Origin of the sequence: Faecousia sp., from assembly GCF_048519415.1 — a bacterium.
Taxonomy (GTDB): domain Bacteria; phylum Bacillota; class Clostridia; order Oscillospirales; family Oscillospiraceae; genus JAZOXB01.
Genome location: NZ_DBFZUT010000077.1, coordinates 1 through 12,349 on the forward strand (window position 1 = coordinate 1; position 12,349 = coordinate 12,349).

The window sequence follows — 12,349 nt, forward strand, 5'->3', positions numbered from 1 at the left end:
TCGACCACATGAAGAAGCTGAAAAAATATCTGGAGTAAAAGAAAGCCGGGCTCCCGGGGAAGGGAAGTCCGGCGTGATTATTTCTTCTTTGACAGATGCCATAACTTCTTCCTTCCCACAGTAAGAAAGAAGAAATTGAGAAGGTCTGTTGTCCATTTGTTGTCCAAGGCGAAAATTCCCAGCACAAAACAGACTGAAAAATATAGAAAAACCATCGATTCCAAATGAAATCGATGGTTTTTGGTGGAGATAAGCGGGATCGAACCGCTGACCTCTTGAATGCCATTCAAGCGCTCTCCCAGCTGAGCTATACCCCCATATGAACTTTTCTGACGCTGTGTCGTTTCCCTCAGTGCACGGGTATTATATCAAGCCTCCTGCCAAATTGCAAGTACTTTTTTCAAATTTTTTTGATTTTTTTCGGCAGAAAAATTTGACGTCAGAATACAGATTCAAAAATTCATATTAAAACGATATATTTCCTATTTCCCTTGCTGCGATCTTCGTTCGAACAGCAGGCAATTGAGCACGCCGCCGTAGAACAGAATGGACATGCACACATAAAGCCACAGCATGGCCATGGCGATGCCGGCAAGGCTGCCGTAAAACACGGAGTAGGAGCCGAAGTGCTGCACATAGACGGAGAACAGCGATGAAAACACCAGCCAGCCGAGCGAGGCACCGGCCGCGCCCGGCAGCGCGCGGAGCAGGGGAATGCGGCGGTTCGGGAAAACGCACAGGATCGCCCAGAACAGCAGCGTCAGCAGAGCAAACAGCACAAGGCCCCGGAAGCGAAGCACGCGCGACAGCAGGCGCAGGATCGGCACATGCTTTCCGGCGATCCACGCGGTAAGCTGGCTGCCGAAGACATGCAGCACCAGCGTCAGCAGGAGGGCGGCAAGCAGCAGCACGGTATAAAGCACGCTGACCAGCCGCGTATAGACATAGCCGCGGCTCTCGCGCTCGCCGTAGATCGCGTTCAGGCCGGTCTTGATGCAGTAAACGCCGCGAGAGGACGACCAGATGGCCATAATGGCAGAGACCGAGATGAGCGTGAGGGACGAATTGCTCCCGAGGTCCCGGACGACCCACTCCAGCGCAGGCTCGAACACAGATGGGATCACGCCGTGCAGGGCAGAGAGCAGGTCCGCCTCCGTCAGGCCGGTGTGCGGCAGCAGCGCCAGAACAAGCAGAATCGCGGGGAAGACGGACAGCACCAGATAAAACGACGCATTTGCGGCATAGAGCGGAACGCGGAACGAAGCGATCCGGCGGATGAAGCGGACGGGAGCCGCGAGCCGATCTGGCATTCTTTTCATTTTATATCTCCCTCCGGCGAAGTTCATTTGACAAAGAAACGGAACGATGGTATACTGAATTGGAAAAAGAGAATGCGGCAAAGGAGGCACGGACATCGTGCATTTCATCAGCAGCGCCATGGCAAGCTTCTGCCTGGAGACCACCGTCGAGGACGCGATGCAGACGGTGCGGGACGCGGGGTTCGACAGCCTCGATTTCCCGCTGAGCGTATACAGCCGCCCGCAGGACGCGCCGCTGCGCGGAGACGACTGGCGCCAGTGGGCGCGCGGGGTGCGCCGCACGGCGGACCGGATCGGGCTGCCCATCACGCAGGCACACGCCTCCTGGGAGCAGGCCATTCCGGACGACCTGCACTACGAATCACCTTATGAAATCTATGAGCGGACGATGGAGGCCTGCGCCATCCTCGGCTGCCGCCAGCTGATCTTCCATCCGGTGCTGTATCTGCACCGCATGCCGGACCGCAGCCTCTGGCCGCGCATCCACGACTGGAACGTCCGCTGGTTCCACGAGCTTCTGCCGCTGGCGGAGAAGTTCGACATTGTGATCAATCTGGAAAACACGTTCGACTATCGCCATCTGCAGCAGCCGGGCGACGCGCCCGTGCCCTACACAACCGCCCAAGACATGCTGGAGCTCGTCTACGGCATTGGCTCGAACCGTGTGCAGCTTTGCCTCGACACCGGCCATGCCCACATCAGCGGGCAGGACGTGCCGGAGATGATCCGTGCGTGGCGCGGCAATCTGGCCACGCTGCATCTGAACGACAACTACGGCCTGATCCGGCCGGTCTTTGAGGACCTGCATCTGTTCCCCGGCTACGGAACGCTGGAGTGGAAGCCGATCTTCGACGCTCTGCGGGACATCCGCTTCCGCGGTGTCCTGAACATTGAGCCGGTCGTGGAGCTGGCGCGTATGCCGCGGGCCGTCCGCGTCATCCAGCTGCGGGCCGCAGCCCAGACGCTGCAGGTGCTTGCAGAATTATAATCCTAGTATACCACAAACCGGTGCGGAAGAAAAGCGGTTTGCGCAGAGGGGGCGCGGCGAGTGGAGAAAAATACGCATACGCCGCGTCCGCTGCATCTTGCACAGGCGGAGCCTCTGCTGCGGGAGCGGCTGGAAGCTACCGTCGTGCTGACCGTGACGGGCGGAAGCATGCTGCCGCTTCTGGCCGGCGGCCGTGACCGCGTAACGCTCGGCCCCGTGCCGGAGCGTCTGCGCCGGGGTGAGGTCCTGCTCTACCGCCGCGCCGACGGCAGCTATGTGCTGCATCGCCTGACCGGCTTCGGGCAGGACGGCACGCTCGTTTTCTGCGGGGACCGCCAGACCGAGCCGGAGCGGGGGATCCGGCCGGAGCAGGTCATCGCGCGGGCTGTGGCCTTCGAACGAAAAGGACATTTTTTTACGCGCAGGGCGCCCGGCTACCGGGTCTACTGCGCGCTGTGGCCGCGCCTGCGCTGGTGCAGGCAGGCGATCTTCCACCTGCGGGCAGTCCTGCCGGGGAACGGCAGGAAAGGGCAGAAATGAGAGAGAGTCTATGAAACAACGCAAATCCGAAATCAACTGGAAGCTCGTCGTCCGCGTCGCATGCCTGATGCTGCTCGACGTCATGCTGCTGTATCTGGCATGCCTGCTGGCGCTGCTGTCGCGATTCGACCTCAGCATCCACACACTCATGCGTGACAGCGGCTTTTTGCCTGCACTGCATGCGGCTTTCCCGTGGATGGCAATCGGCATGATCGCCCTGTTCATACCGCTGAAGCTCTACAGCAGCCTCTGGGAATTTGCCGGAGTGGAGGAGCTGCTGCACATTCTGTGTGCCTGCTTTCTGTTTGCCGCCGCGACGCTGCTGCTGATCCTGTTCGGCGTGCTCGACCTGCCGCGCAGCTTCCCGGTTCTGGCCGGGCTGTATCTGGTGGCGCTGCTCAGTGCATCACGCTTTTCCTATCGTCTCATCCGCACGATCCTGCACCGCTCCGGCAGTGAAAAGCGCAAGAAGCGCACAATGCTCATCGGTGCAGGCAGCGCCGGCATGCTCGTGCTGCGGGAATTCCAGACGAGCGAAAATTCCCAGAACAACGTGGTGTGCGTCATCGACGACGACCGCGACAAGCTCGGCAAGTACATTCGCAACGTCAAGATCGCCGGAACGCGGGACGACATTGTCGCACTGGCACAGTCCCGCCGCATCGAAGAGATCGTGCTGGCCATTCCGACGGCAGCCGTGCGCGAACGGCGAAATATTCTGCAGCTTTGCCAAAAGACAGGCTGCCGCCTGAAGATCCTGCCGGGCATTTATCAGCTGGCAAACGGCGAGGTCAACATCCAGAAGATCCGCAATGTGGACGTGCAGGACCTGCTCGGCCGCGACTGCGTGAAGGTCGACCTTTCCCAGATCGCGGGCTACCTGTCCGGCAAGACGATCCTCGTCACGGGCGGCGGCGGTTCCATCGGCAGCGAGCTCTGCCGCCAGATCGCGCGTCATACGCCGAAGCGCCTTGTGCTGCTGGATATCTATGAAAACAACGCCTAAGCCATCGAGCAGGAGCTGCACCGCACGCATCCGGAGCTGGACCTTGCCGTGTGCATCGGCTCCGTGCGCGACGAAATGCGGGTCAGCTCCCTGTTTGCGCACTACCGGCCGGACATCGTGTTCCACGCTGCGGCGCACAAGCATGTGCCGCTGATGGAGGGAAGCCCGAACGAGGCCATTAAGAATAACGTATTCGGAACGCTCCATGTGGCGCAGGCTGCGGACCGCTACGGCACGGAGACCTTCGTGCTCATCTCGACGGATAAGGCCGTGAACCCGACGAACGTCATGGGTGCGAGCAAGCGCGTCTGTGAGATGATCGTGCAGACCATGGCGGAGCGCTCCAAAACGAAGTTCGTGGCCGTGCGCTTCGGCAATGTCCTCGGCAGCAACGGCAGCGTCATCCCGCTGTTCCGGCGGCAGATCGAGGAGGGCGGCCCCGTAACCGTGACGCACCCGGACATCATCCGCTATTTTATGACGATCCCTGAGGCGGTATCCCTCGTGCTGCAGGCGGGCGCTTATGCCGGCCGCGGCGAGATTTTCGTGCTGGATATGGGCGAGCCGGTCCGCATTGACGATCTGGCCCGCAACCTCATCCGTCTTTCCGGCTTTGAGCCGGACGTGGATATCGAGGTCCGCTATACCGGCCTGCGCCCCGGTGAGAAGCTCTATGAAGAGATGCTCATGCAGGAAGAGGGGCTTCGCTCCACGCCGAACCATCTGATCCATATCGGCCGTCCGCTGGACATCGACGTTCCTGCCTTTGAGCGGCAGCTCACGGCCCTTGCAGCGGCCTGCCGGGAAAATTCACCCGCGATCCGGACGCTGCTGGCGCAGGTCGTGCCGACCTATCACCCGGAGGCAGGCGGAAGACCGGCCGCGAACGTGTCATAAGTGCCGGGAGGAAACACAACGGTACGAGCGCCGGGATACCCCGGCTTGCATATCATATCCAACATCATAGGGAGGACATTCGGATGAAAGGTATCATTCTCGCCGGTGGCAAGGGCAGCCGCCTGTACCCCATGACCCGCGCCGTTTCCAAACCCCTGATCCCGATCTATGACAAGCCGATGGTCTATTATCCGCTGAGCGTGCTGTTGATGGCAGGCATCCGCGATATCATGCTCATCACGGCTCCGGCGGACTGCGAGTCCTACCGCCGCCTGCTGGGAGACGGCTCCCAGTTTGGCATCCATGTGGAATACGGCGTGCAGCCGGTCGCCCGCGGCATTGCGGACGCTTTCCTCATCGCCGAGGAGTTCATCGGCGGCGAGCCGTGCTGCCTTGTGCTGGGCGACAACATGTTTCACGGCGCGCAGCTCGAGCAGCTGCTCCGTGCCGCCGCAGCCCGAACGGAGGGCGCGACGGTCTTCGGTTATCCCGTAAAGAATCCGAGTGCCTACGGCGTCGTGGAATTCGACGCACAGGGTCAGGTCCTTTCCATCGAGGAAAAGCCGGAAAAGCCCAAGTCCCGCTATGCCGTCCCCGGCCTGTATTTCTATGACGGCGACGCGGCAAAGCTGGCGCACACCCTGCAGCCGTCCGCCCGCGGCGAGCTGGAGATCACGGCCCTCAACGAGCTGTATCTGCAGCAGGGGAGGCTCCATGTGGAGCTGATGGCCCGCGGCATGGCCTGGCTCGACACCGGCACGCCCGAGGGCATGCTCAATGCCGCGCAGTATGTAGAGGCCGTGCAGTCCCGGCAGGGACTTTATATTGCCTGTCCCGAGGAGATTGCCTGGGAGCAGGGATTCATTTCAGATGAGGAGGTCGCAGCACGGGGGCAGGAGCTCCGCATGACGGAGTATGGCCAGTATCTGCTGAGTCTCGTCAAGTAAGGAAGCTTTATGACAGAAAAGTTGGAACGCATTTTGCCCACCGTACAGAAGCCTGCGCGCTATGTGGGCGGGGAATATGGACAGACGATGAAGGACAAGCGCAGCGTTGAGCTGCGCGTTGCCTTCTGCTTTCCGGATACCTATGAGATCGGCATGTCTAATCTCGGCATGCGCATCCTCTATGCGGTCATGAACCGCATGGAGGGCGTGTGGTGTGAGCGCGTCTTTGCCCCGTGGGGTGATATGGAGGATGCCATGCGCGCAAACGGCCTGCCGCTGTATGCGCTTGAGAGCGGCGACCCGGTGTCGGAGTTCGACCTCATTGCCTTTACCATCGGCTATGAAATGAGCTATACGAATGTGCTCAATATGCTGCGCCTGTCCGGCGTGCCGCTGCATGCGGCCGACCGCACGGGACTGGAGCATATGGTCTTTGCGGGCGGCGCATGCGTGTATAACCCGGAGCCGTTGGCGGATTTCATCGATTTCTTCTCCGTCGGCGAGGGCGAGGAGAGCACGCCGGAAATTCTGGAGCTCTATCGCCGCGCTAAGCGCGAGGGCTGGAGCCGGCCGGAATTTCTCCGCGCCGTGGCGCAGATCGAGGGCGTGTATGTGCCGTCGCTGTACCGCCACGAGTGGAATGCCGACGGCACGCTGGCCTCGGTCACCCCGCTGGACGGCGCGCCTGCGCGCGTGACAAAGCGCATCGTGCAGGATCTGGATACGGCGCTCTATCCGACGGACGGCATCGTCCCGAATACGGAAATCGTCCATGACCGCTCAAATCTCGAGGTCATGCGCGGCTGCATCCGCGGCTGCCGCTTCTGCCAGGCGGGCTATACCTACCGTCCGGTGCGGCCCCGCTCGCCCGAGACGCTGCGCCGTCAGGCCATTGAGTCTCTGGAAAATTCAGGCTGCCATGAGATCACGCTTTCCAGCCTTTCAACATCCGACTACCGCGGCCTGCCGGAGCTGGCAGATGCCATGCTCGATTACTGCGCGCCGCGCAAGATCAATCTCTCGCTGCCGTCGCTGCGCGCGGACAATTTTTCCCGCGATCTCATGCTGCGGCTGCAGCAGGTGCGCAAGAGCGGCCTGACGTTCGCGCCGGAGGCCGGTACGCAGCGCCTGCGCGACGCCATCAATAAGAATGTCACGGAGCAGGAGATCCTCGATACCTGCGCCATCGCCTTTGAGGGCGGCTGGAACAATGTGAAGCTCTACTTCATGCTCGGCCTGCCCACGGAAACGGACGAGGATGTGCTCGGCATCGCAAAGCTCGTCTATGAGATCCTGAAGACGTGGCGCGAGCACGCCAGCAACAAAAAGCGCGGCGTGCGCATCCATGTGGCAACGGCCTTCTTTGTTCCGAAGCCGTTCACGCCCTTCCAGTGGGAGAAGCAGATCACGCCGGAGGAATATCTCCGCCGGGCGCGCCTGCTCAAGGACAATATGCCGTCGAAGAGCATCGAGTATAACTGGCACGCCGCCGATCTGAGCCGCCTTGAGGCCGTTCTGGCCCGCGGCGACCGCCGCCTCGGCCCCGTGCTGGAGGAGGCCGTGCGCCGCGGCGCGCGGCTGGACGGCTGGGATGAGTATTTCTCCTATCAGACGTGGCTGGACGCATTCGCGGCCTGCGGCGTCGACCCGGATTTCTATACGACGCGCGGCTTCGGTCTGAACGAGCTGCTGCCGTGGGACACGATCTCCGACGGCGTGAGCACGGGCTGCCTGCTGCGCGAGCGCGAGCGTGCCTACCGCTCCGAAACGACGCCCGACTGCCGGACGGCCTGCAACGGCTGCGGCGCAAACTGCCTTCTGAAGGGAGGGCGCTGCGATGCATAGGATCCGCTTTGAAAAAACGGGCCGCGCCGTCTGGATGTCGCATCTGGACCTGATGCGGCTCATGCAGCGTGCATTCCGCCGGGCCGGTGTGGTACTGCACCATTCGCAGGGCTTCACGCCGCATGCCTATGTGTCCATGCTGCTGCCGCTGAGCGTCGGCATGGAGAGCGTGTGCGAGCTCATGGAATACGAGCTGGACGGCGAGCTTGCCGTCACACCGGAGGCACTCAACGCCGTCCTGCCGGAGGGCGTGCGGGTGCTGGAGGTCTATGAAAGCACGCGCAAGGCCCGTGAGCTGCGCCGCCTGCGCGCGCTGCTCACGCTGGAATATGACGGTGCCGTGCCGGAGCCTGCCGCGATCACAACCCTGCTGGAACGGCCGGAGCTCGTGGTCGAAAAGCGCACGAAGCGCGGCATGGCTGAGACGGACATCCGCCCCATGCTGCACGCCTATCATGTGGAGGCTGCGCCGGGCGCGCTGCTGCTGACGTGCGAGGTCAGCGCGCAGGAGCCGTCGCTCAACCCCATGCTGCTTGCCGCCGCCATCGAGCGCTATCTGCCGGAAGCAAAGCCGGACTTTGTCCGCTGCCGCAGACTCGAAATGCTCGATGAGCAGGGCGAGGTATTCCGTTAATGCTTGGAAAGGGACGAATTTCTTGAAAACCAGTGATTTTTACTATGATCTGCCGCAGGAGCTCATCGCACAGACACCGCTGGAGCAGCGCGACAGCTCCCGCCTGATGGTGCTCCACCGGGAGACCGGCGAGCTGGAGCACCGGCATTTTTATGATATCGTGGACTACCTGCAGCCGGGCGACTGCCTTGTGATGAACGATTCGCGCGTGCTGCCCGCGCGCCTGCTCGGCCACCGCGTGCCGACGGGCGGAGCCGTGGAGCTGCTGCTCCTGCAGGACAAGGGCGGCGGCGTCTGGGAATGCCTTGCCAAGCCGGGCCGCAAACTGCACCCCGGTGCGGAGCTCTCGTTCGGCGACGGCGCGCTCACCGCGACGGTCACGGCCGAGGAGGAGGGCGGCAACCGCCTGGTGCAGTTCCACTATGAGGGGATCTTCCTCGAGCTGCTCGAGCGCCTCGGCAAAATGCCGCTTCCGCCCTATATCCGCGAGGAGCTAGCCGACGGCGAGCGCTATCAAACGGTCTATTCCCGCGTCACCGGCTCCGCCGCCGCGCCGACGGCCGGACTGCACTTCACAAAGGAGCTGCTGCAGCGCATTGCGGACAAGGGTGTTTCGCTTGCGTATATCACGCTGCATGTGGGACTCGGAACATTCCGCCCTGTCAAGGCAGACGAGATCACGGAGCACCATATGCACAGCGAGTTTTGCATGCTCTCCGCTGAGACGGCCGAGGTGCTCAACCGCACGCGGCAGAACGGCGGCCGCATCATCTGCGTCGGCACGACATCCTGCCGGACGCTGGAATCGCTGGCCGAGCCGGACGGCACGTTCACGGAAAAGAGCGCCTGGACGGATATCTTCATCTATCCCGGCTATCGATTCCGTGCGATGGACGCGCTCATCACCAATTTCCATCTGCCGGAGAGCACGCTCATCATGCTGGTGTCCGCCTTTGCGGGCTATGACCATGTCATGCACGCCTATCACGAGGCCGTAAAGTCGCGTTACAGATTTTTCAGCTTTGGCGATGCCATGTTCATCGAGTAATTTCACATAATTTCTATATTGTTAAATATAAGCATATGTGCAGGAGTATACCATGTTTCAACTGTTAAAAACCGAAGGGAAGGCGCGGCGGGGCGTATTTACCTGCGCGCACGGCACGGTGCAGACGCCCGTGTTCATGAACGTCGGCACGCAGGGCGCCATCAAGGGCGCACTGAGCGCGGCGGATCTCAAGGCCATCGGCTGTCAGGTCGAGCTTTCCAACACCTACCATCTGCATCTGCGCCCCGGCGACCGGCTCGTGCACGATCTGGGCGGCCTGCACCGTTTTATGACGTGGGACGGCCCGATCCTGACGGACTCCGGCGGATTTCAGGTATTCTCGCTGGCAAGCCTGCGCCGGATCAAGGAGGAGGGTGTGTATTTCGCCTCGCACATCGACGGCCACAAGATCTTCATGGGCCCGGAGGAGAGCATGCAGATCCAGTCGAACCTCGGCTCGGATATCTGCATGGCCTTTGACGAGTGCATCGAGAATCCCGCGCCCTATGACTATGTAGCCCGCTCCGTCGACCGCACCTATCGCTGGCTCGTCCGCTGCAAGGCGGAAAACGCCCGCCTGAATGCCCTGCCGGACACGGTGAACCCGCAGCAGATGCTCTGGGGCATCAACCAGGGCGGTACCTACGCCGACCTGCGCATCCGCCACATGCAGCAGATCGCCGAGCTGGACCTTCCGGGCTATGCCATCGGCGGCCTTGCCGTCGGCGAGAGCACGCAGACGATGTACGACATCATCGACGCCGTCGAGCCCTATATGCCGAAGGACAAAACGCGCTATCTCATGGGAGTCGGCACACCGTCGAACATCATTGAGGGCGTCGCCCGCGGCGTAGACTTCTTCGACTGCGTCATGCCCGCGCGCAATGCGCGACACGCGAAGCTCTTCACCTGGGAGGGCGCCATCAATCTGAAGAACGCGAAATACGAGCGCGACATGCAGCCCATCGACCCGGCCTGTGACTGCCCGGTCTGCCGCCGCTATTCCCGCGCGTATCTGCGCCATCTGTTCAAGGCAGAGGAAATGCTGGCCATGCGGCTTTCCGTCATGCACAATCTGTATTTTTACAACAAGCTGATGGAACGCATCCGTCAGGCGCTGGACGAAGGCCGGTTCGAGGAATTCCGCCGGACATACTCCGAGCGGCTCGACCGCCGCATCTAAAAAAATTCATAATATTTTTCTTGCAATGGCAGCTATGTGCCTGTATAATAAAAACAATGTGAAAAACTGGAGGAAAATCCTATGGACTACAGCATGATCCTTATCCTTGTCGTTATGGTCGCGGTGTTCTACTTCATGATCATCCGCCCCGAGAAGAAGAAAAAGAAGGAAGAAGAGAACCTTCGCAATTCTCTGAAGGAAGGCGACAAGATCACGACCATCGGCGGCATCGTCGGTAAGATCGTCGACATCAAGGGCGACAATATCGTCATCGAGACCAGCATGGACCGCGTCCGCATGGAGCTGGCCAAGTGGTCTGTTATGACGAATAACACCGCACAGGAGGCTGCGCAGAAGGCCCGCGCCGAGGCGCAGGCTGCCGCCAAGGAGAAGGCCGCCGCCAAGAAGGCCGAAAAGGAACGCAAAAAGAACGAGAAGAAGAACGGCCTGTAAACGGCAATTCCGATCTCAGGATAAAACGGACCTGCCGCAGCGCATGCAGCAGTTCCTTCCTATATTTGGGGGAAACCAAATGGACTATGCAGAGCTGTACCTCTGGGACATCCCGGTCGTCTGGAGCAAGCCGGAAAGCGGGGACCGCGAGCTGATTTCCCTGCGCGACCGCACGCCGCGCATCGCGGCAGAGGGCTGCGACATCGAAGCGCTCATCCACAGCGAAATGGGGCGGCAGATGGTGCTGCAATTTGAAGACTACATCCGCTACGGCGACGAAATGGATCCGGCCTATGTGCAGAAGTGGCACGCGCAGGGTCTGGACAAGCAAGTGATGGAGCGCAATGACTTCTATCACCGCTGGGCGCTGTTCACGCCCGTTTCGGCACGAGAAAAAAGCTCCCGCCGCTACCCGCTGCTGTTCGTGCTCCACGGGAGTAGCATGCCGATCAATTGGGAGGAGTGCTCCGGTTTTCTGCCCATCGCAGCGCGCGAGGAGCTGATCGTCTGCATTCCGCAGGATCACTCGCTCCAAAATCTCCTGCGTCTGTATGACATTCTGACGCGGGACTACCCGGTCGACCCCGGCCGCGTGTACTGCACGGGCTATTCGCAGGGGAGCGCGCAGACAAATGCCCTGCTGTTCGCCCGGCCGGAGCTTCTGGCTGCAGCTGCGCCGTGCGGATGCCTTGCCGGGCCGTTTTCCATGGGGATGGAGCCGGAAGAGCGCGTGCAGCACGCGGCTCAGGTGCGCGTCCCGATCCTGACCGTCTGCGGCCAGCAGGAGGGCCTATATCTTGTGCCTTATTATGAGGATGCGCCGCAGCGCGGCACGTATGACGCGCGCCGCACGAATCCGCGCGGACGGGAGACGGCACGCAACCGCCTGCCGGTGCAGGCCCCGAATGCCGCATACAAGGTCGAATCACTGAATCTTCGCCTGCGTTCCTGTAACTGCCCCGAGGTCACGCTCGAGGAGGTCCTCGCCTGTGCGGAGAGCGAGGATCTCGTCTGCCGCCGCATCGGCATGCCGTTCTCCAAAACCGAGGTACGGCGCATTTACGGCTGCGACCACTACATCGGCACGGTGACGGACCGCTATGGAGACGACACGCTGCAGATCGTCTCCGTGGACAATTTCCCGCATTGGCCCGCGCCGTCCATGGCGGAGCTTGTGTGGGAATTCCTGCGCCACTATTCGCGCGATACGGAGACCGGCGCTCTGCGGGATGACCGGAAGTCCTAACAGAAAGGCATGCTCTATAAAAACCGGGACGGCGGAAATGCGGGTGGTCGTAAGACAGTTTCAGTCCCGGCAGTAATGTCTGCTGGGCTTGTTCTTGCATAGATTAAAGCCAGATGATAGAATTAAACAAATCAATAAGTCGGAATAATAAGGTGGGTAAGGTCTAACATGCCAACAATTCAGTTAAAGGCGATGACGCGAGAACTATGTCACGAACTGTACAAGCATTGGACGAATGATGCG

Annotated in this window: 10 protein-coding genes, 1 tRNA gene and 1 pseudogene; 10 read left to right on the forward strand and 2 right to left on the reverse strand. The window is 60.9% G+C overall.

Features of this window, described 5'->3' with window-relative positions:
- Nucleotides 1-241 precede the first annotated feature (241 nt).
- Together ACMKFF_RS08100 and ACMKFF_RS08105 are read right to left on the reverse strand one after the other, a co-directional pair.
- Nucleotides 242-317: transfer RNA gene (locus ACMKFF_RS08100), tRNA-Ala, on the reverse strand.
- A gap of 165 nt (nt 318-482) precedes the next feature.
- Nucleotides 483-1,319, reverse strand: coding sequence for a YihY/virulence factor BrkB family protein (locus ACMKFF_RS08105; protein ID WP_419496611.1), 837 nt, complete (start codon nt 1,317-1,319; stop codon nt 483-485).
- 97 nt (nt 1,320-1,416) lie between these two features.
- Between ACMKFF_RS08105 and ACMKFF_RS08110 the strand changes: the two genes are divergently transcribed.
- The 10 genes and pseudogenes from ACMKFF_RS08110 (at nt 1,417) to ACMKFF_RS08155 (ending at nt 12,106) form a co-directional block, all read left to right on the forward strand.
- The gene (locus ACMKFF_RS08110; RefSeq protein WP_367927562.1) at nt 1,417-2,307 is read left to right on the forward strand and encodes a sugar phosphate isomerase/epimerase family protein; all 891 of its coding nucleotides are present in this window, start codon (nt 1,417-1,419) and stop codon (nt 2,305-2,307) included.
- Nucleotides 2,308-2,367: 60 nt separating this feature from the next.
- Nucleotides 2,368-2,847, forward strand: coding sequence for a S24/S26 family peptidase (locus tag ACMKFF_RS08115; RefSeq protein ID WP_417323843.1), 480 nt, complete (start codon nt 2,368-2,370; stop codon nt 2,845-2,847).
- 208 nt (nt 2,848-3,055) lie between these two features.
- Nucleotides 3,056-4,750, forward strand: a pseudogene (locus tag ACMKFF_RS08120) (polysaccharide biosynthesis protein).
- 83 nt (nt 4,751-4,833) lie between these two features.
- Complete coding sequence (rfbA, locus tag ACMKFF_RS08125) at nt 4,834-5,697, forward strand: glucose-1-phosphate thymidylyltransferase RfbA (protein WP_419496612.1); 864 nt, start codon at nt 4,834-4,836, stop codon at nt 5,695-5,697.
- 9 nt (nt 5,698-5,706) lie between these two features.
- Nucleotides 5,707-7,542: a TIGR03960 family B12-binding radical SAM protein gene (locus ACMKFF_RS08130; RefSeq protein ID WP_419496613.1), complete on the forward strand. Its 1,836-nt coding sequence runs from the start codon at nt 5,707-5,709 to the stop codon at nt 7,540-7,542.
- Complete coding sequence (locus tag ACMKFF_RS08135) at nt 7,535-8,176, forward strand: TIGR03936 family radical SAM-associated protein (RefSeq protein WP_419496614.1); 642 nt, start codon at nt 7,535-7,537, stop codon at nt 8,174-8,176. The genes ACMKFF_RS08130 and ACMKFF_RS08135 overlap by 8 nt, the downstream gene beginning before the upstream one ends.
- A 22-nt stretch (nt 8,177-8,198) precedes the next feature.
- Nucleotides 8,199-9,224 (forward strand): tRNA preQ1(34) S-adenosylmethionine ribosyltransferase-isomerase QueA, encoded by a 1,026-nt coding sequence (gene queA / locus ACMKFF_RS08140; protein ID WP_419496615.1) that lies wholly within the window; start codon nt 8,199-8,201, stop codon nt 9,222-9,224.
- Nucleotides 9,225-9,276: 52 nt separating this feature from the next.
- Entirely contained in the window at nt 9,277-10,407 is a 1,131-nt protein-coding gene (gene tgt / locus ACMKFF_RS08145) for a tRNA guanosine(34) transglycosylase Tgt (protein WP_349135326.1), read from the forward strand.
- 81 nt (nt 10,408-10,488) lie between these two features.
- Nucleotides 10,489-10,860, forward strand: a complete 372-nt coding sequence (gene yajC / locus ACMKFF_RS08150) for a preprotein translocase subunit YajC (protein ID WP_349135327.1) — start codon at nt 10,489-10,491, stop codon at nt 10,858-10,860.
- 79 nt (nt 10,861-10,939) lie between these two features.
- Complete coding sequence (locus ACMKFF_RS08155; protein WP_419496616.1) at nt 10,940-12,106, forward strand: hypothetical protein; 1,167 nt, start codon at nt 10,940-10,942, stop codon at nt 12,104-12,106.
- The last annotated feature ends 243 nt before the right edge of the window (nt 12,107-12,349 follow it).

What these genes read in the sequence shown, in the direction of transcription:
- ACMKFF_RS08105 (WP_419496611.1), bottom strand. Translation starts at nt 1,319, where the DNA reads ATGAAAAGAATGCCAGATCGGCTCGCGGCTCCCGTCCGCTTCATCCGC.
- rfbA (WP_419496612.1), top strand. Translation starts at nt 4,834, where the DNA reads ATGAAAGGTATCATTCTCGCCGGTGGCAAGGGCAGCCGCCTGTACCCC.
- ACMKFF_RS08130 (WP_419496613.1), top strand. Translation starts at nt 5,707, where the DNA reads ATGACAGAAAAGTTGGAACGCATTTTGCCCACCGTACAGAAGCCTGCG.
- ACMKFF_RS08135 (WP_419496614.1), top strand. Translation starts at nt 7,535, where the DNA reads ATGCATAGGATCCGCTTTGAAAAAACGGGCCGCGCCGTCTGGATGTCG.
- tgt (WP_349135326.1), top strand. Translation starts at nt 9,277, where the DNA reads ATGTTTCAACTGTTAAAAACCGAAGGGAAGGCGCGGCGGGGCGTATTT.
- yajC (WP_349135327.1), top strand. Translation starts at nt 10,489, where the DNA reads ATGGACTACAGCATGATCCTTATCCTTGTCGTTATGGTCGCGGTGTTC.
- ACMKFF_RS08155 (WP_419496616.1), top strand. Translation starts at nt 10,940, where the DNA reads ATGGACTATGCAGAGCTGTACCTCTGGGACATCCCGGTCGTCTGGAGC.